The sequence below is a fragment of the Paracoccus chinensis genome (assembly GCF_900102885.1).
Lineage (GTDB): Bacteria > Pseudomonadota > Alphaproteobacteria > Rhodobacterales > Rhodobacteraceae > Paracoccus > Paracoccus chinensis.
This window is the reverse complement of sequence record NZ_FNGE01000016.1, coordinates 1-21,283: the sequence shown is the minus strand read 5'-3', so window position 1 is coordinate 21,283 and position 21,283 is coordinate 1. Positions and strand designations below refer to the sequence as shown.

Here is a 21,283-nt window from a genome sequence, read left to right as displayed (position 1 = left end):
GCGTTCCGGATCGATCATGATCGGCCTTCCAGGGGAGGAACGCCCATGCCGGCACCCATTGCGCTACCGCCCGACAAGCTGGCGCGGCTGATCGGCACAGTCCGCGCATCGGTCATTCTGGACGTCCGATCGGATGAGGACCTTGCCGCCGATCCCCGGCTGCTGCCAAGCGCAATCCGTGCCGACGACCGGGCGCTTGCCGATGTGCCCTCGCTTCCGGGCGGGCCGGCTGTTGTGCTTTGCCAAGCCGGCCATCGCCGCAGCCAAGGGGCTGCGGCCTGGCTGCGCGCAGGGGGACGATCTGCCGAGTATCTGGAGGGCGGTTTCCAGGCGTGGCAGGAGGCCGAGCTACCCTTGATCAATCCCGGGACTTTGCCGGCCTGGAATGCGCAGGGACGCACGGTCTGGGTCACCCGCGCCCACCTCAGGATCGACCGTGTTGCCTATCCCTGGCTGATCCGCCGCCTTGTCGATCCGCGTGCGGTGATGCTGTTCGTTGCCCCTTCCGAGGTCGAGGGCGTGACGGAGCGACACAACGCTGCGCCCTTCGACATCGAGGGCGCGTTTTTCAGCCATCGGGGCGAACTGTGCAGCTTCGATATGATGCTGATGGAGTTCGGCCTCTCCCTTCCAGCCCTGGACCGGCTGGCCACTATCGTGCGAGGCGCCGACACCGCCCGCCTTGATCTGGCGCCCGAGGCAGCCGGACTGCTCGCCGCCTCGTTGGGCCTGTCGCGCATGCATGCCGACGACCTGGAGCAATCGGAGGCCGGGATGGGCCTCTACGATGCCTTCTGTCGTTGGGCGCGGGACGCCGCGGCCGAGACCCACAACTGGCCCAATGCCAAGGCGGGAGTTGCGCTGTGAGCGATGTGGGAACGTCCTCTGAAGCAAGGCTGTCCAGCGACTCCGCTGCTCCAGCCCCGCAGCCCGAGTTTCCCTCGCTGACCGAGGCCACCCGGACCTGGGCACGCATTGCGCTGTTGTCCTTTGGCGGCCCGGCCGGGCAGATCGCTGTCATGCACCGCATCCTGGTCGAAGAGAAACGCTGGATTGGCGACGGGCGGTTCCTGCATGCGCTGAACTTCTGCATGCTTCTCCCGGGACCCGAGGCGCAGCAGCTTGCCACCTATATCGGCTGGCTGATGCACGGAACGCGCGGTGGCCTGATCGCGGGCGCCCTGTTCGTGCTGCCCGGCGTGGTGGCGATCATGGCCTTGAGCTGGCTTTATGCCCTTTATGGTGACGTGGGTCTGGTGGAGGCACTGTTCTTTGGCCTCAAGGCCGCCATCCTTGCCATTGTGCTGCAGGCCGTGGTCCGCATCGGTCGTCGGGCGCTGAAGAACGATGCCATGCGCGTGCTCGCGGTGCTGTCTTTCCTGGCGATCTTCGCTTTCGATGCGCCATTCCCCTTGATCGTGCTCACCGCTGCCCTGGTCGGCTTCCTGGGCGCCCGAACCGGACTGCGCGCCTTCGCCCCGGGGGGCGGCCACGGCTCCGTGGGTGGCGCCCATGTCGACGATGCCGAGACACTCCTGGGCGAGGAGATGGCTGAGATGCCGGCCGCGGCACGGCGGAGCGCGCTCAAGGCGGGTGTGGCGGCGATAGCGCTCTGGCTGGCACCCGTCGCGCTCCTGGTGCTTGCCTTGGGCGGTGGCAACGTCTTTGCCGAGATCGCCGTCTTCTTCTCGAAAATGGCAGTTGTGACTTTCGGCGGCGCCTACGCCGTCCTTGCCTACGTGGCCCAGGAGGCTGTCGGGACCTATGGCTGGCTCCGCCCCGGCGAGATGCTGGACGGCCTTGGGATGGCCGAGACAACGCCCGGCCCCCTGATCATGGTGCTGCAGTTCGTGGGGTTCATTGGCGCCTTCCGGGAAGCGGGATGGGACAGCGCACTCCTGGCGGGCACATTGGGTGGCCTGCTCACCACCTGGGTCACCTTTGCCCCCTGTTTCGCCTTCATCTTTCTCGGCGCCCCCTACATGGAGCGGCTTCGCGCCAATCGGGATTTGTCCGCAGCCCTGACGGCCGTTACCGCCTCGGTGGTGGGCGTGATCCTGAACCTCGCGATCTGGTTCGCGATCCATGTGATCTGGCGCGAGGTGCAGCGTATCGAGGCAGGGCCTCTCTCCCTGGAGTTACCCGTCCTTGGCTCCATCGACTGGATCGCCGCCACGCTGTCAGCGCTTGCCTTGGTCGCCGTGTTCCGGCTGAAGCTCGGGATGACCACGGTGCTGGCCGGGGCGGCAGCGCTTGGCATCGTTCTCTACGCTGCGGGAGTGCTGGCTTAGGCGTCCCACTGCAGATGCATCCTCTACCGGTTCGTGATCGGCGAGTGTAGACTCTTCGCGTCGCTCCAGAGCGCCGGTGCGGCCTGCTAGATCGTCACGCAGATCTTCCCGAAATGAGAGTTGGTCTCCTGGTGACGAAAGGCGTCTGCCAGTTGGGCAAGGTCGAAGCTCCGGTCAATCACCGGACGAAGGCCGGTTGCATTCAACGCGGCCACGAAATCCTGCTGATGCCTGCGCGATCCGACAAGCAGACCTTGCAGCCGCTGCTGCCTCGCCATCAGTTGCGCTGTCGGCACATCGCCACTGGTGCCGGTCAGGACCCCGATCAAGGAGATAAGCGCACCTGGCCGGCCAGCCGTAACCGATTGCGCCAGCGTTCCCGGCCCGCCCACTTCGATGACGTGATCGACGCCGCCACCGGTCAGGCGGCGCATCTCCTTTCCCCATTCGGGTGTCGTCCGGTAGTTGATGACGTGATCCGCGCCCAAGGCACGAAGCCTGTCCAGCTTTTCATCCGAGGAGGATGTGGCGATCACCTGCGCGCCCATGGCCTTGGCGATCTGCAAGGCATAGATCGAGACGCCGCCGGTCCCGAGAGTGGCCACGACGTCCCCGGCCTTCAGCTTGCCCTCAACGATCAGCGCGCGCCACGCGGTAACTCCCGCCGTCGTGATCGTGGCGGCTTCCTCATGGCTCCAGCCGTTCGGGGCGCCGGTGAACCAGGTGGCGGGAAGGGTCACTTGTTCGCGCGCATAGCCGTCAATGCCATCCCCTGGCACTCGCCTGAAATCCGAGGGACGCTTCTCGCCATCCTGCCAAGTGGGAAAAAAGCATGAAACCACATCGTCGCCCGGCGCGAACTCGGTCACACCTTCGCCGACGGCCTCGACCGTTCCAGCACCATCACTCATCGGGATGCGGCCATCGTCCGCAGGAATCGTCCCGCAGGCGACAAGATAGTCATGAAAGTTCAGGGAGCTTGCCCTGAGGCGGACCCGGACCTCCCCGGCGCCGGGCTTCGGAGGCTCGGCGGTGTCGCCCACTACCAGATTCTCCAGACCGCCAGGGCTCTTGATCGTGACCTGTCTCATCGCGGGACCTTTCGTGTTGCATTGAAAGACAGCACCAGCCTCGGGAGTGTCACTCACCTTGGTAACGATCTGCCTTGGCCTGCCTGCCAACGTCGGTGCGCAACCCGGATTGAATCGCGCAAACTGGAACTCCCGTCGATGGCTGTCAGACCATGATCGCAAGTCGCGGATGGGGGAGCAAGGTTCGATGGGTGCTTCTGCCAAACGGCAGACACATGCCCCGCGTCAAAATAGTCGATCGTGCAGCAAGAGGCTTGGGGATTATCATGTCATCAAAGGAGTCGTCAGCCTAACTGATTAGAGTGTTCGCCCCTTGCGTGCTCAGCGGCACAGGTCGACGAGATTGAAACTGCATCCAGGGCACCGGTCTTCAACCGTGCAACAATGCCCTTCTCAGGTCGAACTTCGTAGAATTGACTAGCCAAACAAATGGTAGTTTCGCACTTCGTCGATAGGAGAGGTGGGCATCCTCGACGATCGGTCCGTCGTTGTGGAGTTTCGGCATCATACGTCTCACAGGGATCTTCAGGCCGGCTCAAGCAAGCAGCTTCTAACGTGATCATGGCAGTCCAATGGTGCTGTAGATTCATTATATCCTAGCATTTCAGGATCATCGCCAGAGAAATCCTAAGGCTCCGAAGAATGAACCTGATGCAGGAGATGCTGTAGGTGAACCAAAGACGCCGTGACCATCTCTTTCCGACTTAGGCATCAGAATTCTTTCTTCTGATTGCAGGCACCAGGCATGATCCAAGCAGCCACGTCAGTTCTCATCGTACACGGCTGCTTGCCTCGAATCAGCGGGGAACGGGCCGTGGCAATCATGATTGGACGGCTCGGAATGGAGGACTTCCTGCTTGGAGGAAATGGAGAAGCCAGCCTGCTCACGGACGATGCGGATACTATTGTCAGCATCAGCCAAGGCGGAAACGACTGCAGGCCCTGACATGCGCCGGAAGAAATTGCGGAAGGCGATGCCACGCGGAGCACTTAAATGGTCTGTTGATCGTACGAGCAGTTCTGCTGTCTGTGAAAAATATCTCTCGCTTGATACTGCAGTTGCGGGCACAAACGTCATTAAGAAGGATTTGGTTGAAAGCTCAGAAGGGCTGGACGACGAGTTCTACCTTTCTGCTGAGGCAGATTACAAGTCACGTGGCTGGCCGATCATTCGTCGGTCCGTGCATTCTATGGAAAATCATAGATATTGCGCAGCAAACAGGATTCCTCGGCGTCGGTTACTTACTAGCAGAACCGCCGCTACCAAACCGAACGAGTTCGGAGTACCCCCATGCAGCCGCGGGCTCATGAAAAGCGCGGCGTCGATGTCGACCAATTGTCTTTGCGATTCATGCCTTTCTCGCAACTCTGCGATCCAGCCCAAAATGGCGCCAATCAGGCGTGAACGACCGCTGGATCATGATAATGCTCGCCGCCCGTCAGCATTGCCAAGATGCAGCGCGCCATCTTGTTGGCCAGCGCGAAGGCCGCGACTATCGGCAGTTGGCGTTTCAACATGCGCTTCAGCCACAAGTTGCGTGGTGCGCTCCTAAGAAGGGCCCAGCGGATCACCGCTGCCCCGCCGGTGACAAGCAGTCGCCGGGTGTCCGCTGCCACCTCTTCCATGTCTTTCTCGGCCTCTGCTTGTCGTCCAGAGAATGCTCTCGCTGCACCAACCCGAGTCATGGGGCGAAATTGCGGCCGCGTTGGAACTGATCAATCGACGGCGCAGGCTGGTGATCGGCGGCGAGCGGAGGTGATCCGGGCGCGGGGGGGGCAGGCATGTGCGCCGGACCGGCGAGACGCCGCTGAACATGGCGCTTGAGGTGAGCCGAGAGCAGAGCGCGTCCGACAGACCGACGGCATTGCCAGCCTGAAGCGCCCTGTCGCGGCGACGTTGTCCCCTCCTCCCTCGGAGCGCCGCGCCCCTGCCCCATTGGAACCAGGCTTGGACCTACATCAGGCTGTCGGCCCAGGAGTCGCCCATTGCCGGGATCATCCCGTTGGCGAGAAGCGCACCGTCTGCAACTTGTTCCTCCGGAAAGGACAGGCCCATCGCGGCGGCAAGCCATTGGCCGACCTCCGTATTGTCAACGCTGCCCTCCAGAAGGTCGGCTCCCGGGCCGAAGGCATGCAGCGAGACATCGGCGCCGGTGTGACCGGTCGTCGTGTACTCGACCCCTCCCCTGGCATTCAGAAGCGAGCCGAGTTCCAGGACCGCCTCCTCGACGCTCGAGGCGTCCAGGATCGAAAGGATCTCGTCCCGTTCCAGCCGGACCAATCCCCCGGTCAGATCGAAGATCGTGTCCCGGACCGCCCTGATGACGGATCGAGGGCTGAGGCTGAAGCCGAGGTCGGCGACGGCTTCCATCGCCTCATAGAACATCTCCACATAGGGCGCCTCATACGGCCGGAACGCCGCGGGCGTTCGATCGCCGTCCGGATCGAGGCGCATGCCGCCCGTCTCGTGATCGGCGACCGTGACCACAAGCGTGCCCGGGTTGCTTGCAGCGTAGTCAAGCGCCACCTGCATGGCATTCTCGTATTCCGCCGCCGCGCGCATGACCGAGGCCGCGTCGTTGGCATGTCCCCAGGTGTCCGTGCCGGCCGCCTCTATGACAAGGAAGAAGCCGTCCTCGTCGGCATCCAGCCGATCCAGCGCGGCGTCGGTCATCTCGGCCAGGGTGGGTTCGCTCGAGCGGTTGCCGACCGGCAGTCCGAGGGGTCAGAAGTTGAAAAGCCCCAAAACGCGCTCGCTTTCGGACGCATCAAGCTGATCGGCCGTGGTGACGTAATCGAACCCCGCCGCCTCGGCCTCGCGCAGCGTCGACATTCCGTCCCTGTCGGGGTCCGCCCGGAAATCCTCGCGGCCGCCGCCGAGAATGACCGTCAGTTCATCCCGGTCGATGTAATCCTGGGCGATCTCGGCGGTATCGTCGCGATCATCTTCCGAGGCCGCGAAGGCGGCGGGCGTGGCGCCGGTCACGACATCCGTGGTCACGATGCCCGTCGATTTCCTGGCGTCATGGGCAAGGCTCAGGATCGAGACGAGCGCATTGCCCTCGGTGTCCACGGCGACTGACCCGTTGCTGGTCTTCACTCCGGTCGCATAGGCGGTGGCCGCCGCAGCCGAGTCGGTGACGGCACTGCTGGCCGAGGCGGTCCGGACATGCGCCTGGAAGCCGCTTTTCCAGACAGGATCGCTGCCCTTGTAGAGTTCGTATGCCTCTGCGGCCACATCCCCGAAGCCGTCTGGCACAATGAAGATGACGTTTGTCGCAATCTCCTGGGCTACGGGGCCGGTCCCAGCAGGTGCGGCACTTCCAGGATCGAGGTTCTCGTTCACCATGACCATGCCTCCACAGGCTTTCATAGAAGTCGAGGAGCACAGGATACCAGAAAATCGGGCATGATGGGGGCGTCACCTCACCCTGCCGGATACACTTGGACCAGTCCGCGCCGAAACCGCGATCGGAACGACCAGCCCTCACGGCGCTGCGGTCATTCCCGGCTGAGCGCGTCCACCGGGTCCAGGTGGGCCGCGGAGCGCGCGGGCAGGAAGCCGAAGACGATGCCGATCAGGGTCGAGGACAGAAAGGCCAGCATGATCGTGGGTGCCGAATAGACCAGCCGCAGGTCGGCCTGAAGCTGCCCCAGCAGGACACCGCCCCCAAGCGCCAGCGCGACGCCAAGCAACCCGCCCAGCAGGCAGACCAGCACCGCCTCGGTCAGGAACTGCGCCACGATGTCCGAGCGGCGGGCGCCGACAGCCATGCGGACGCCGATCTCGCGCGTCCGCTCGGTCACCGACACCAGCATGATGTTCATGACCCCGATGCCGCCGACGATCAGGCTGATGACCGCGATGGACGAGATCAGCATTGTCAGCGTCTGCGTGGTCGAGGTGATGGAGGAGCGGATCGTGTCCGAGTTCATCAGGAAGAAGTCCTTCTTCCCGTGCCGCTCGGTCAGCAGCGCCTCGATGCCCGCCTCGGCCTCGGCCATGTCGGCCTCGTCGCGAACGCGGACCGAGATGGAATCGACCACCGTCTGCCCGGTGATCCGCATCGCGACTGTGGTGTAGGGCACGAAGATCCGCGGGGTCGTGGGGCCGGGTCCGGCCGAGGTCAGGGTGGCGACGCCGATCACCTCCAGGGGCACGCGGCCTACCATCAGCACCTGTCCGATGGCCAAGGCGGGGTCAGGGAAGAAGGCGGACGCAGCTTCCGTATCCAGCACCGCGACCTGCCTGCGGCGGGCCAGCGCCTCGCGGCCGAAGGCCTGCCCCTCCTGCACGGTGAACCCGCCGACGTCGAAATACTCGACCCCGACGCCGCGCACCGAAACACTGGCCGAGGTGCCGCGCCAGGTGACATTGGCGCTGGTCTGGATCTCGGGCGATGCCGAGGCGGCCCAGGGCTCGGCCGACAGGGCATCGGCGTCGGCGGCGACCAGCGTGTCGATGGCCCGCGCGCGGCGGTCGCCGAAGCCGGACCCCGGCCGGACCGTGATCGTGTTGGTGCCGAGCGAAGAGATGTTTTCCAGCACCCTTTCCTTGCTGCCGGTCCCCAGGGCCACGACCGACACCACCGAGGCGATGCCGATGATGATCCCCAGCATGGTCAGGAAGCTGCGCAGCCGATGCGCGTTGAGCGCCCGGACCGCCATGGTGAAGGCTTCGGCCAGCCGGCCCACGCGCGCCGCGAACCCGGCTCCCTCTCCCGTTGCGGGAGTGCGCTGCGGGGCCGACACGGTCGCACGGTTGCAGCTGTCCGAGATGATGCGGCCGTCGCGCATCTCGATTACCCGGCCAGCGCGGGCGGCGACCTCGCGGTCATGGGTGACGATGACGACCGTGTGCCCTTCGGCATTCAGCTCCTGCAGCAATTCCAGCAGTTCGGCGCCCGAGCGGCTGTCCAGCGCGCCGGTCGGCTCGTCGGCCAGGATCACCTCGCCCCCGTTCATCAGCGCGCGGGCAACGGACACCCGCTGCTGCTGGCCCCCTGACAGCGCGCGGGGCGGGTGGTCCATGCGCTGGCCGAGGCCAAGGCGTTCCAGCAGCATCGCGGCGCGGCTGCGGCGCTGGGCTGCAGGGTGGCCGGCATAGATCGCGGGGACCTCGACATTCGCCAGCGCGTCGAGGTCGGGCAGAAGCTGGTAGCGCTGGAAGATGAAGCCGAAATGCCGCCGCCGCAGCCGGGCGCGACCTTCCTCGGACAGCGCACCGACATCCTGCCCGCTGTAAAGATAGGTTCCGGCGCTGGGGCGGTCGAGACAGCCGAGGATGTTCATCAGCGTGGACTTGCCTGAACCCGAGGTGCCGATGATCGCCACCATCTCCCCCGCCTCGATGGTCAGGTCGATCCCGTGCAGGACGGTCAGGGTCTCGTCGCCCGACGGAAAGTCGCGGCGGATGCCCTTGAGCTGGATCAGGGGGTTCATGGTCAGAAAAGCCTCGGCGCGCCGCCCATGCGCCCACCGGAACGGCCAGCCTGCGCGGGCTCTCCGCCGCCTGCGGGACGGGCGCGGCCGGTGACGACAAGCTCGCCCTCCTTCAGCCCTGCGCGGACTTCGGTCAGGGTGGCCGAGGCGATGCCGGTCTCGACCTCGCGGCGCTGCGTCTCGCCCGTCGCGGGATAATGGACCTGCACCGTGGCGCGCCCCTCGGGGGTGCTGCGGACAGCACTGCCGGGAACGGCCAGAACGTCCTCGGCCTCGGCCAGCACCAGCGTGACCTCGGCGGTCATGCCGATCCGCAGGGTGCCGTCGGGATTCGGCACGTCCAGCGCGGCGCGATAGTAGATGGCGGTGCTGGTGTCGATCTCGTCGGCGTCGGCAATGACGGCGGGAGCGGGTTCCAGCGCCCGAAGCGTCGCCTGGTAGGTGCGGCCGGGGTCGCCCGCCAAGGCGAAGCTGGCCTTCTGGCCGGGGCGGACATGGATGATGTCGGCCTCGGAGACTTCCGCCTTGATGACCATGGTGTCGAGATCGGCGATCTTGATCAACGTGGGGCTGGACTGGTTGGCGTTGATCGACTGCCCCTCGCGCACGACGATGGCGACCACCGTGCCATCCACGGGGGCGACAATGCGGGTGCGTTCCAGGGCCACGCGCGCAGCCTCGACGGCGATCCCGGCCTGCGCGCGGGACGCCTCGCTGGCCTTCACATTGGCCTCGGCCACGGCCAGTTGCGCCTCGGCAGCCTCCAGGTCCTGGGTCGTCAGCAGCCCGCGTTTCGCCAGTTCGCGCTTGCGGTCGAGCGCCAGCCGCGCCTCGACGTTCGAGGCCTCCTGCGCGGCGATCTGCGCCTCGATCTGCGACAGCGCCGCCTCGGCCCGCAGCAGGTCGTTCTGCTGGTCCTCGGGGTCGATCTGGGCCACGAGGTCGCCCGCCTTCAGCCGCTGCCCAAGTTCGACGGGAAGCGAGCGCACCTGTCCGCTGACCAGCGCCCCCACGGACACCAGCCGCGACGCCTCGATCACGCCCGAGGCCAGCACCGTCTGCCGCACGTCCTGCCGCGTGACCGCAGCGGTTGCAGGCGCCTCGGCGACCGCGGCACTCGAGCGCGAGGTCCACCAGGCCCAAGAGCCGAGGACAACTCCGAGAATGACAATGATGCCGAGCCAGCGTCTGCGCGCCATGATGTTCCTGCCTTGCTTGCGCCATTCCGGCGGCCTTCTAGCCCGACCTGCCCAAACCCAAAGGAAACGGGCGTTCCGTACTCGCGCAAGATTTCGCGATGCGCGGCAATGGGGCTGGGGGCCTGCTTTCGGGTTACGTCCGTCCCCTGTTCTTCGGGAAAACTGGCCTGCCCCCTGCGACCCGGGCTTTCAAGCCCGAGGGAGGACAACGAAACGCGCAGGTCAGTTCCGGGCCGAAGCCGCGCGGCCGGCCGGCGGCATCCATCTCACCCGCTGCAGGTGCCGCAAGAAAGGCGGCGCCCGGCTACAGCTTTCTGATCCGGCTGTCGTAAAGCAGGCCGGCCGCCTGGATCGAGGGATAGCTTGCCGAGGCAATGTGCGAATTGATGCGGTGCAGGTCGCGCACGATGTCGATGAACAGCGCGCTTTTCCGCAGCGAGGTCCCCAAGGCTTCGGCCGTATTTCCGAGGTGGTCGCTGACGATCTTGTCCTCGATCCGGCGGAACAGGTCCTTCTGCCGCGCCAGGCGAGCGGCCGCGCCCACGTCATTCGAGGCCACGGCGGCCGGGATCAGCCGCAGGGATTCGGCTGTCACGGCGTGAAGCTGCGCGATCGCCTCGCGCGGGGCCGGCGTGAACTCGACATCCAGCCGGACCTTGGCCCTGATCCGGTCCGCCAGGCTGTGCTTGATGACATCGCCCGCATGTTCGAGATGGCTGGCAAACAGCATGATCTCCAGCGACCTGCGCCCCTCGTCGGGACTGAGCCTGGCGCGGGACAGCTGCGCCAGATAGCCATGGACCGATCTCAGGTAATGCCCGATGCGGTCGTCCGTGGCCTCGATCTCCTTGAGCCCTTCAAGGCGGTGCGTGTCCAGCGCGTCGAAGGCCGTGGCGAACATCCGCTCCAGCAGCTCGCTCATCCGCACCGTCTCCACCGCCGCATTCGACAGGGCGGCGGGCGGAGACGAAAGCGCCGCCGTATCGAGGTATCGGGGCACTGACAGTTGATCGACACGGTGCGGCGGGTCCGGCAGGACCTGCGAGACCAGCGCGCCCACCCGTCCCGACAAAGGCAGGAAGACCACCGCGCAGAAGATGTTGAAGGCCACATGCAGGACCGCCGCCACATGGACGGGGGCCAGCGGCAACTGATCGGCCGCACGGACCAGCAAGGGCGTCAGGCCCAGCAGGACAAGCGCCAGCGTGCCGCGGCAGGCGAGGTTCGAAAGCGGCAGGCGCCGCGCCACTGCCGGCTGATCCAGCGTGGCGGCCACTGCCGGAAGGCCGCCGCCGAAGTTGACACCCAAGACGACCGGCAGCGCGCCCGCGATCTCGAGGCTGCCGTTCAGAAGCAGGGAGGCGACGAGCAGCACGACCGCGAGTGTCGAGTGACAGGCCCAGGCGAGTCCGGCCCCCAGAAGAAAGCCCAGCACCGGCTCTCCGGTGACCGAGCCCAGCACCTCGTGGAACAATGCGGCCTCGCGCAGGGGCGCGGTGGCGCCGACGATGCCCTTCAGGGCCAGCAGCATGAAGCCCAGGCCCATCAGCAGGCGACCGATGTTGCGGGGCCTGAATTCGGTCGAGGCGCCGAAGGTGACATAGCCCGCGAAAAGAAACAGCGGCGCCAGACCGGCCGCCGCAGACGACCCCGAGGCGAAGATCCCCGAAACAAGGGCCGAGCCGACATCCGCGCCCAGAAGCACCGCCAGACCCGTGGGGCCGCCGATGGCCCCGTTTCCGGCCAGCCCCGCCACGATCAGCGCCATCGCCGTGGAACTGCCCAGAAGCGCAGTGACCGCCACGCCTCCGCCGAAGGCTGTCATGCGACTGGACAGCCGCTGCTCGATGAAGCTGCCGAGCCGCTCGCCCCAGCCACGCATGACGGCGGTCCTGACCATGCGGACACCCCAGAGCAGCAGGGCGACGCCGCCCAGCAGCTCGACGATCATGGATGTGCCCGGGGCCATGCCGATCTCCCGTCTGGCGGACATCGGCCGCTCGCGAGGAGTTGCCGATGCGCCGCGTTGGTCCGGTCAGGGGGCGCTCAAAGCCCGTCGCTGTCAATCAGCCGCGCCGGGGAAGACGGCCCGCGCCTTTCCAGAGCATGGGCCCCGGTCACACCCGCTTTCCGGTTGCAACCGAAAACAGGTGCAGGCGGCCGTCTTCCGGCAGGACGCCCAGACGGTCGCCCCGCTTGGCCGCAGAGTTGCCGGGCAGCCTGACCGTCATCGGAACGTCCGTGCCCTCGATCAGGCCATAGCCGAAAGCATCCGCCCCCAGCCGCTCGACCGAGCGCAGTTCGACCGGAATCGCGCCTTCGGTCGACTCGGCAACGCGCAGGTCCTCGGGCCGCATGCCCAACCGGAACTCTCCCGCGCCAGGCAGGCCCGGCAGGGGCAGGCGCCGGTTGCCCGGAAGGATGGCCGCACCCTCGCTGACGGTCACGGTGAGAATGTTCATGGCGGGCGATCCGATGAAGCCCGCGACGAATTCGGTGGCGGGACGCTCATAAACCTCCAGCGGCGTCCCGATCTGGTCGGCAATGCCCGCGTTCATCACGATCAGGCGGTCGGCCAGCGTCATCGCCTCGACCTGGTCGTGGGTCACGTAAAGCGTCGTCTGCCCGGTCCGCAGGTGCATTTCCTTGATCTGAAGCCGCATCTGCAGCCGCAGCTTGGCGTCGAGGTTCGACAGCGGCTCGTCCAGCAGGAAGGCCGCCGGATCGCGCACCAATGCCCGCCCCATGGCGACCCGCTGGCGCTGGCCGCCCGAAAGCGCGCGCGGCTTGCGGTCCAGATAGGGTTCGAGCTCAAGCATCTTCGCGGCGCGCATCAGGCGCTCCTCGATCTCGGCCCTGGGCATCTTGGCGATCTTCAGGCCGTAGATCATGTTCTCGCGTACGCTCATGTGCGGGTAGAGCGCATAGTTCTGGAACACCATGGCGATGTTGCGGTCGCGCGGCTCCAGGGCGTTGACGACCTTGCCGCCGATCTCGATCGTGCCCGAGGAGATGCCCTCGAGCCCTGCCACCATCCGCAGAAGCGTGGACTTGCCGCAACCGGACGGGCCGACGATCACCACGAACTCGCCGTCGGCGATGTCCATCGTGATGCCGTGGATGACCTCCTGCCCGTCATAGGTCTTGCGCAGGTCGTTCAGCAGGATGCGGGCCATTCACTTCTCCGTCTCGACAAGGCCCTTCACGAACCAGCGCTGCATCAGCACGACGACCAGGATCGGCGGCAGGATCGCAAGGACCGAGGTGACCATGACAAGGTTCCAGGGGGTCTCGGCATCGGCGAAGGAGATCATCTTCTTCAGCGCGATGACGATGGTGTTCATTTCGTTCGAGTTGGTGACCAGCAGTGGCCACAGATACTGCGTCCAGCCGTAGATGAACTGGATCACGAAGATCGCCGCCACGTTGGTCAGCGACAGCGGCCACAGGATGTCGCGGAAAAAGCGCCAGGGCCCTGCCCCGTCCACCCGCGCCGCCTCCAGCAGCTCGTCGGGGATGGTCATGAAGAACTGCCGGAACAGCAGAGTCGCCGTGGCCGAGGCGATCAGCGGCAGGATCAGTCCCGGGTAGGTGTCGATCAGCCCGAGATCCACCATGACCTTGTAGGTCGGCTGAATGCGCACCTCGACCGGCAGCATCAGCGTGATGAAGATCAGCCAGAAGCAGACCATGCGCAGCGGAAAGCGGAAGAACACGATCGCATAGGCCGAGGCCATGCTGATCACGATCTTGCCCACCGCGATGCCGACCGCGATCAGCGTCGTGTTGCCGAGCAGCCGCCACAGGCTGACCCCGCCGATCTGCCCGATTCCGCCCGAAAGCGCGTCGCCGTAGTTCGCTAGGCCCTCGGGCCCCGGCAGAAGTGGCAGCGGCGGGCGCAGGATCGTCTGCGTCGAGTGGGTCGAGGCGATGAAGACGTAATAGACCGGGAAAACCACCAGGATGACCCCGAGGACCATCCAGAAATGCGCCCAGATCCGCGACGCCCCGCGCGAGGCGAAAGGGCTTTCAGCCATAATGCACCCGCCGTTCGATATAGCGGAACTGGACGGCGGTCAGCGCGATCACGATCAGCATCAGGATCACCGACTGTGCGGCAGAGTCGCCCATGTTCAGGTTCACGAAGCCGTCGTTATAGACCTTGTAGACCAGCGTCTCGGTCGCCTTGCCCGGACCGCCCCCCGTCACCGCATGGATGATGCCGAAGGTGTCGAACAGCGCATAGACCGTGTTGACCACCAGCAGGAAGAACGTGGTCGGCGCCAGCAGCGGGAACACGATGGTCCAGAAGGCGTGACGGCGGCTTGCGCCGTCGATGGCCGCGGCTTCCAGCAGCGAATGCGGAATCGCCTGCAACCCCGCGACAAAGAACAGGAAGTTGTAGCTGATCTGCTTCCATGTCGCCGCGGCGACGACCAGGATCATCGCATGGTTCGGGTTCAGCAGCGGGTTCCAGTTGATGCCCAACTGCTTCAGCGGCCAGGCCAGGGTGCCGAAGCTCGGGTTGAACATGAACAGCCACAGCATCCCCGCGATGGCCGTGGCCACCGCATAGGGCCAGATCATCAGCGTGCGATACAGCCCCTTGCCGCGGGTGATCTTTTCGGCCTGCACCGCAAGGAACAGGGCGATGGCCATGGGAATGAAGGCGACCAGCAGCGAAAACACCACCGTCACCTGCAAGGCGTTCAGATAGCCCGGATCGCTCAGCACGCGGCGGAAGTTCGCCAGCCCCACGAAGGTGGAACTCAGTCCGAACGGGTCCTCCTTGAGCATCGACTGGCGGAACGCCTGGCCTGCCGGCCAATAGAAGAAGATCAGGGTGACCAGCAGCTGTGGCGCAAGCAGCAGCCACGGCAGGAACTTGTGGGGAAAGACGGTTCTTCGCATCCGGGGTCTCTTGACGGGGAAGGGTTGCGGATGGGCGCATGGCCCATCCGCATCTCAGGGGGTGGCGTCAGCCGCCCACCGCCTCCCGGATCGCGGCGTTACCGCGCGTCACCGCGTTCTTCAGCGCCTCCTCGGCAGTCTGCTGGCCAGCCAGCATCTTCTCGTATTCCTCGTTCTGGATGTCGCGCAGCTGCGGCAGGTTGGGCGCGCGCACCCCTTTCGAGTTCTCGGTCGGCGCCTTGCCCGACATCTGCAGCAGCGGCGTTTCGCGGCCGGGGTTCTGTTCATAGAAGCCCGAGGCCTTGGTCGCCTCATACGCCGCCATCGTCACCGGCAGGTAGCCCGACTGTTCGTGCAGGAACTGCTGCACCTCGGTCTGCGAGAGATAGTTGAAGAACGTCGCGACGCCCTTGTAGACCTCGTCCGACTTGCCGGCCATGACCCAAAGCGAGGCGCCGCCCGGCGTGGTGTTCTGGGGCGCGCCTTCGGCCGTCTCGTCATAGGGCAGCTTGCCGATGCCGTAGTTGATCCCGGACTTGACCACGTCGCCCAGGCCGCCCGAACTTTCGGTCAGGATGCCACATTCGCCAGAGGTGAAGTTCTGCTTGGCTTCCGAGGTCCGGCCGCCGTAGACGAACACCCCCTCCTTGGCCAGGTCGGCGATTTCCTGGAAATGCTTGACGAACAGCGGCCCGTCGATCTTCAGCTCCGGGGTGCCGGCAAGGCCGTTCTCGTTCGTGGCCCAGGACACGTTGTTCCAGGCGGCGAAGTTCTCGGTATGGATCCAGGTCAGCCAGGTCGAGGTATAGCCGCAGGTCGCGGCCCCGCTTTCCTTGATCTTGCGGGCCGCGGCCCAGACCTCGGCCCAGGTCTGGGGCGGCGCGTCCACGTCCAGCCCGGCCTTCTCGAAGATGTCCTTGTTGTAATACAAGATCGGCGAGGACGAGTTGTAGGGGAAGGACAGCATCTCGCCCTCGGGGGTCGAGTAATAGCCCACGATCCCCGGCAGGTACTGGCTCTTGTCAAAGGTGAAGCCGCCGTCGGTCAGGACCTTGCCCACGGGCACGATGGCGCCCCCCGCACCCATCATGACGCCCGTTCCGACATCGAAGACCTGCATGATGTCGGGCGCCTGGCCGGCACGGAACGCGGCGATGCCGGCATTCAGCGTTTCGGGATAGGTGCCCTTGAAGACCGGCTTGACGACATAGTCGGACTGGCTTGCGTTGAAGTCGCCGGCGATCTTCTCGACCACCTCGGCGTTCGCGCCGGTCATGGCGTGCCACCATGAAATCTCGACCTGCGCATGCGCGGCGAACGGCATGACGGCAAATCCGCTAAGCCAAAGGCTTGTCAGCTTCATGAAGTACTCTCTCCCCTCGTGGTGTGCCCGCCCGGGAAGCCACCGCGACTATCGCGCCGACCTTCCCTGCGACCGAGTTTGTCCCGGCATTCGGAGCCACCTTAACCCGAGCGCTGCAGCCAGAGTCAATTCTTGCCGCAGGAAGGCCTGGCACCGCCGGGCAAGACCCGCCTGCCAGATGAGAAGCTGCCGCCTCACCTTTCCTGCAGAAGCCGACGCGATCTTCTTTTCTGGGTCTTACCCGAGATCATCTGCTTCAACAGGTTGTATGGAAGTACGGCGAGGGGCACGGGCCTGACATCCAGCCTTCTCCACCGGAACCGCTCTCCCTGGCCTCACGACAGAAGCAGCCCTTGTTCATCCACAAGCCAATCATGGGGCATCTTGCCAAGCCTCTGTATCTAGGGCTGATGAACCACAGCCACGCGCGAGTTTCTTCGAATGCCTGGCTCGCTCACCGGATGTCCTTCAGTACGGCCTTGGCGGGGGCCTTCTTGGTTGGCCGGGATGTCGGCTTCATCTTCGCTCCTTGGCGGCTACAATGAACCAGCCATCCTCCTCTCATGAAATGACCCGGTCTGTCTCATGGGCGCTGATCCGGAACACGCTTGGACTGATAACGCGTCCGCTGGTACCAGGGCTGTCGGAGCGAGCGTGAACTATCCTCGCGATCCAGTGGCGCGGACAGAACTGATGCCCTCTACGTCCCGCAATTGCTTGAGGCTGGTCTCGATGATGTCGACCTCCGTTCCGAAGTGGCGCACGAAGCGCTTGTCTGTGACAGGGCCGATGCTGCAGATTATGCCTCGGGCCGGGATATTTCTCGATGCCCTCGGCAGCTGTAGGCGCGGATGTCTTGAGGAACTGCGCCCTGAATCGTAGGCCGTGCGTGCGATCGTTGATCCACTGCCCCGCGGCGCTGATACATTCGCCCCTCGAAATCGCTGTGGCATGGCTCACTACCGCCACTAGGTTGCGGTGCTCAACCCGCACAAGCCGGAGCGGGCGCGGCATTCCGCCGCGCGCAGCGTACGACTGTTGCCCATGTCAAACAACAGCTTCGATCTGGTGGACGCAGCTGTCAGCGCAGCCCGCCGGACCTGAAAGGGCGATCCCTCGGGCAATAGATGCGCCTACAACAAGGCGGGCGTCATTCTCTATGATCTTGTAGGCGGATGGGACAGGCCGGAACTCCTGTCCCTGCCCGATCGTCCTCGGGATGCCAGACTGATGGATGCGCTTGATGCACTAAACGACCGCTTCGGCAAGAAGACGATTGTGCTGGGCCGCGAAGGCTTTGGGGGTGAGTGGCGCCTGCGCGCCGATCACCGTTCGCCCCGCTACACCACCCGGATCAGCGATCTGCGGTCCTTGCAGGTCTAGCAGCAGGGACCGCAGGCCTGCTCAGTTGATTCGGAGAGACGATGCGGGTGCCACGGCTGGCAGCAAAGGCCTTGACCTAGGCGTGCGGCAGTTGTCGGCTGACAATCTGTGCTGCGTAATGCGTTCCTTGATGGCATCCGTTCCGTAATGGGGCGGCTTTGAGAGAAAGCACGGACATGATCACGGGAATGGCGCTGCTCGTCCGAGCGTGTCTGATCTCCTTCGCATTCTGCCTGGCCGTCTGCACGGCTGCCTGCGCTCAGGACGACGACAGTGAGGCCGCTCCGTTCGCGTACCAGGTCGACCAGATCAACGCGGGACTTCCGCCGGTGGAGAGACAGCTGCGCCTCGATACCCCTCGCTCCACGATCGACAGCTATCTCGAGGCGATCGAGGACGACGATTTCGCGCGTGCCGCGCATGTCCTGAATCTCTCGGCGATACCGCTTGAGGAGCAGGCAGAACAGGCACCCCGGCTTGCCCTGATGCTCGCCTTTGTCCTGCGCCGCCATAATCTGATCGACTGGTCGGAGCTGCCGGACCAGCCGGACGCGCGCGTCCTGCCGGACCTGGCTCAATCGGGCAGTCCCTACAGCCGCCGGTCAATCGAACTGGGCGAGGTCAGGCTGGACGGACGGCCCGTGCCGATCAGCCTTCAGCGATTCCAGGCAGGCGAGGATGAGCCCGTGTGGCTGTTCTCGCCACTCACCGTCGAGCGCACGCCCGAGATCTTTGCCGAGATCCGGCCGGGCCTGCTGGGACGGTGGATCCCGCTGGAAGAGCGCCTGGACAACCTAGGAAAGGACTCGTCCTGGGAACTGCTGGCGGCAGCCCTTCTGCTGGTGGCGGGTATCCTTTCCGGCGTAACGGTCTATTACGGCTTGCGCGCCTTGGCGAAGCGCCTTTCCTGGCTCCGGTCGGGACGAAAGATCGGTCTTACCCTGTCGATCCTCGTGGCCGCGATCGCCATCCGCTTCGGCGCGACCGATCTGGTCCTGCTGACAGGGCCGATTGCCTCGAACCTGGCGATCGCTTCGGAGGCCGTGGGATTGGCGGCGGGGGGCTGGCTCTTTGTTCAGGTCGTGGCAGCCGTGTCGCTGGGCTTGAGCCGGCGCTATGTCGTTCCGCTGGAGATCGACGATCCCGGGAACCGCCGCATCAAGACCACGGTCTACGTGATGCGGCGGATGGCGCTGGTCTTTGTCGCCCTGCTCTGGCTCGGCTACATCATCCACCGGGTCGGGGTGTTCGACAGCTTCGGCCTGTCGGTTCTGGCATCGGCCGGTGCGCTGGGGGTGCTTGTCACCATTGCCGCGCGGCCGCTCCTAGGCAACATGGTGGCGGGCCTGCAGATCGCGCTCACCGATCCCCTTCGGGTAGGCGATGTCGTTGTCTATGACGGCCACTGGGCGACCGTCGAGGACATTGCCTTCGCCCATACCGTCCTGCGGACCTGGCTCGATACCCGCCTGATCGTTCCGCATTCGGATTTTTTGTCGAAGCCCTTCGAGAACTGGTCAAAGGAAGGGGAGGAAGTCCGCCGCATTGTGAAGATCCCGGTCGACTATCGGATCGAGGTTGACCAGGTCCGCCGGAAGGTCGAGGAAATCGTCGAGGGTGACCCGCGTTCGACCAGCGCGCCGCTGGTGGAACTGGTGGAGGCGGACGCAGAGACGGCGGTTCTCTGGATCTGGATTTCGGGCTCGACGTCCTTCACCTCGTGGTACCTGCACAATGAGATCCGTGAAAAGGTCATCGCCTTCCTGAGAGACCTGGAGGACGGAGCTTATCTGCCGCGGCAGCGGCATGTCCTGCTTCGTGGCGATCCGCGCCGCAGCTGACCCGTTACGGCTGAGGACCACCCCAGAAGATCGCCGGCGCTAGTTTCGTTGCAGGTCGCTTGAGCCTCGATGTGAAGTAATCGGCTTGGCGGCTTACCCAATTGGAACGCGCTGTACTAGGAGGCGCTGGAAGGCATTGCATTTGTAGTAGCTGTGGCGCTGCATGGGGTTCGTACGAGCGCCAACCTGCCGATGCGGCCCCTTCCAGAAGGCGGGCAAGCCGCAAGCCAGCATTGCTGCCTTCGGGCCGCCCTAGGGGTCCGCCCCCATCCCGACCTCGCACTCCTGCTGCAGACCTCGGGCAGTACCGGACAGGGCAAGGGCGTGCGGCTCTCGGGCCAGGCGCTGGAAGCCAACGCAGCAGCCATCGCCGAGTATCTGGAACTCGCTCAGGACGACCGGGCTGCACTGGCTCTGCCGCTTTACTACTCCTATGGACTGTCCGTGCTCACCTCTCATCTCGCTGTCGGGGCGAGCGCCTGGCTGCATCCCTGCTCGGTGCGCACGCTTGGCTTTCTCGAAGGGCTTGCCGAGGCGCGCTGTACCAGCCTTGCCGGTGTGCCGCATACCTATGATCTTCTGGAAGGCATCGGCTTCCGCGAGGCGTCCCTGCCGGACCTGCGGCTGACGACGGTAGCGGGCGGGCGGCTTTCGCCCCACATGGTGCGCCTTTACGCTCGCCACATGAAAGAGCGGGATGGCCGGTTCTTCGTCATGTACGGCCAGACCGAAGCCACGGCCCGGATCGCCTATCTGCCACCCCATCTTGCCGACACGCATGCTGACGCGATCGGCCGAGCTATTTTTGGCGGCCGGATGTCACTCAGGGGCCCGGACGGGCACCCCCTCGACCAGCCCAAGGCCAAAGGCGAGCTGATCTACGAAGGACCCAAAGTCATGATGGGGTATGCGGAAGGCCGCGAGGACCTGTCCCGCCCGGCTGAGGTGACCGAGCTTGCCACCGGCGACCTGGCCCGGCGCGACCGCGAGGGAATCTACCGCATCGCAGGACGCCTTCGGCGGATGTCCAAGATCGGCGGACACCGCATCGGCCATGATGCGGTCGAGGCGGCGCTGGCCACGCGGGGGATTACGGCGGCGATGGTGGGCGACGATCGGCGGTTTCTCGTAGCCTTCACGTGTCCCCGGCCGGACGACGAGGTCGCTGCACTTGCGGCCTCGATCTCTGGACTCACCCTTCGTCATGTAACGGCTCTGCGGCTTGTCGAACTGCCGCGGCTGGCCTCGGGCAAGATCGACCATGCCGCGCTGCGGGCGCGCCTTCAGGACCGCGGCCCCGATCTTGTGCGGGCATTCCGCGACTGCTTTGCCCTCTGCGGGTAGGCCCAGACGACAGCTTCGCTAACCTTGGCGGCGACTCGCTGCGCCATGTAGAGCCTAGCCTGGAGCTTCAGCGCACGCTAGGCCATGTGCCAGCTGGCTGGGAACAGATGAGCCTGGCCCAGCTTTCCGCGCTTGAGATGTCGCACAGCCAAGTGACCTAGCTCGGCAGCGACATCATCCTTCGGGCACTGGCGATTTTGGCAGTGGTCACACAGCATCAAATCGGCTGGCCAATCTATGGCGGCGCGGCGGCCATGGTAGTGCTGGTGGGACTGGGGCTTGGCCGGTTCGGACGCGCGGCCTTGTCCAAGGCAACTTCCTGCGTGTTGATTTCCACTTGGAACTGACCCGGGTTGGCGCCTGATTTCCACTGAGATTTGACCCATGTGACCCTTCCCCCGAGCGCGGTGAGCGATGG

At 65.1% G+C, this 21,283-nt stretch carries 16 protein-coding genes and 1 pseudogene; 5 read left to right on the top strand and 12 right to left on the bottom strand.

Annotation, left to right across the window (positions count from 1 at the left end):
• The first annotated feature begins 45 nt into the window (after nucleotides 1–45).
• A complete protein-coding gene (locus BLQ03_RS14085) occupies nucleotides 46–867 on the top strand; it encodes a chromate resistance protein ChrB domain-containing protein (protein WP_090756971.1) in 822 nt (273 codons plus the stop codon).
• 29 nt (nucleotides 868–896) lie between these two features.
• The gene (chrA, locus tag BLQ03_RS14080) at nucleotides 897–2,291 is read left to right on the top strand and encodes a chromate efflux transporter (protein ID WP_090757006.1); all 1,395 of its coding nucleotides are present in this window, start codon (nucleotides 897–899) and stop codon (nucleotides 2,289–2,291) included.
• Nucleotides 2,292–2,377: 86 nt separating this feature from the next.
• On the opposite strand, the gene BLQ03_RS14075 is transcribed toward chrA, so the two are convergent.
• The 11 genes and pseudogenes from BLQ03_RS14075 to BLQ03_RS19205 all read right to left on the bottom strand — a co-directional run bounded on the left by BLQ03_RS14075 (nucleotide 2,378) and on the right by BLQ03_RS19205 (nucleotide 17,311).
• Complete coding sequence (locus tag BLQ03_RS14075; protein ID WP_090756970.1) at nucleotides 2,378–3,382, bottom strand: zinc-dependent alcohol dehydrogenase family protein; 1,005 nt, start codon at nucleotides 3,380–3,382, stop codon at nucleotides 2,378–2,380.
• 1,395 nt (nucleotides 3,383–4,777) lie between these two features.
• Nucleotides 4,778–5,008, bottom strand: coding sequence for a hypothetical protein (locus BLQ03_RS14070; RefSeq protein WP_090756969.1), 231 nt, complete (start codon nucleotides 5,006–5,008; stop codon nucleotides 4,778–4,780).
• 328 nt (nucleotides 5,009–5,336) lie between these two features.
• A pseudogene (locus BLQ03_RS18910) lies at nucleotides 5,337–6,731 on the bottom strand (alkaline phosphatase).
• A gap of 152 nt (nucleotides 6,732–6,883) precedes the next feature.
• On the bottom strand, nucleotides 6,884–8,824 hold the full coding sequence (locus tag BLQ03_RS14055) for a MacB family efflux pump subunit (protein WP_090756966.1): 1,941 nt from the start codon (nucleotides 8,822–8,824) through the stop codon (nucleotides 6,884–6,886).
• Nucleotides 8,825–8,826: 2 nt separating this feature from the next.
• Nucleotides 8,827–10,023, bottom strand: coding sequence for an efflux RND transporter periplasmic adaptor subunit (locus BLQ03_RS14050; RefSeq protein ID WP_090756965.1), 1,197 nt, complete (start codon nucleotides 10,021–10,023; stop codon nucleotides 8,827–8,829).
• A 304-nt stretch (nucleotides 10,024–10,327) separates the two neighbouring features.
• Complete coding sequence (locus tag BLQ03_RS14045) at nucleotides 10,328–11,992, bottom strand: Na/Pi cotransporter family protein (protein WP_175558885.1); 1,665 nt, start codon at nucleotides 11,990–11,992, stop codon at nucleotides 10,328–10,330.
• A 148-nt stretch (nucleotides 11,993–12,140) separates the two neighbouring features.
• Nucleotides 12,141–13,199: a sn-glycerol-3-phosphate ABC transporter ATP-binding protein UgpC gene (gene ugpC / locus BLQ03_RS14040; protein ID WP_090756963.1), complete on the bottom strand. Its 1,059-nt coding sequence runs from the start codon at nucleotides 13,197–13,199 to the stop codon at nucleotides 12,141–12,143.
• Nucleotides 13,200–14,060 (bottom strand): sn-glycerol-3-phosphate ABC transporter permease UgpE, encoded by an 861-nt coding sequence (ugpE, locus tag BLQ03_RS14035; RefSeq protein WP_090756962.1) that lies wholly within the window; start codon nucleotides 14,058–14,060, stop codon nucleotides 13,200–13,202.
• Nucleotides 14,053–14,934, bottom strand: a complete 882-nt coding sequence (gene ugpA / locus BLQ03_RS14030) for a sn-glycerol-3-phosphate ABC transporter permease UgpA (RefSeq protein ID WP_090756961.1) — start codon at nucleotides 14,932–14,934, stop codon at nucleotides 14,053–14,055. Before ugpA ends, ugpE begins: the two co-directional genes overlap by 8 nt.
• A gap of 67 nt (nucleotides 14,935–15,001) precedes the next feature.
• A complete protein-coding gene (gene ugpB, locus BLQ03_RS14025) occupies nucleotides 15,002–16,297 on the bottom strand; it encodes a sn-glycerol-3-phosphate ABC transporter substrate-binding protein UgpB (protein ID WP_090756960.1) in 1,296 nt (431 codons plus the stop codon).
• A 561-nt stretch (nucleotides 16,298–16,858) separates the two neighbouring features.
• Nucleotides 16,859–17,311 carry a YrrC family ATP-dependent DNA helicase gene (locus BLQ03_RS19205; protein WP_425415738.1) on the bottom strand — a complete coding sequence of 151 codons (453 nt, stop codon included), beginning with the start codon at nucleotides 17,309–17,311 and terminating at the stop codon, nucleotides 16,859–16,861.
• 216 nt (nucleotides 17,312–17,527) lie between these two features.
• On the opposite strand from BLQ03_RS19205, the gene BLQ03_RS14020 reads away from it, so the two are divergent.
• The 3 genes from BLQ03_RS14020 (at nucleotide 17,528) to BLQ03_RS14010 (ending at nucleotide 20,865) form a co-directional block, all read left to right on the top strand.
• Nucleotides 17,528–17,680: a DUF4113 domain-containing protein gene (locus BLQ03_RS14020; RefSeq protein ID WP_090756959.1), complete on the top strand. Its 153-nt coding sequence runs from the start codon at nucleotides 17,528–17,530 to the stop codon at nucleotides 17,678–17,680.
• 188 nt (nucleotides 17,681–17,868) lie between these two features.
• Nucleotides 17,869–19,521 (top strand): mechanosensitive ion channel family protein, encoded by a 1,653-nt coding sequence (locus BLQ03_RS14015; RefSeq protein ID WP_175558884.1) that lies wholly within the window; start codon nucleotides 17,869–17,871, stop codon nucleotides 19,519–19,521.
• A gap of 192 nt (nucleotides 19,522–19,713) precedes the next feature.
• A complete protein-coding gene (locus BLQ03_RS14010; protein WP_090756957.1) occupies nucleotides 19,714–20,865 on the top strand; it encodes an AMP-binding protein in 1,152 nt (383 codons plus the stop codon).
• Between the two features lie 235 nt (nucleotides 20,866–21,100).
• On the opposite strand, the gene BLQ03_RS18680 is transcribed toward BLQ03_RS14010, so the two are convergent.
• A partial coding sequence (locus BLQ03_RS18680) for a hypothetical protein (RefSeq protein ID WP_217629766.1) occupies nucleotides 21,101–21,283 on the bottom strand: 183 nt, incomplete at its 5' end.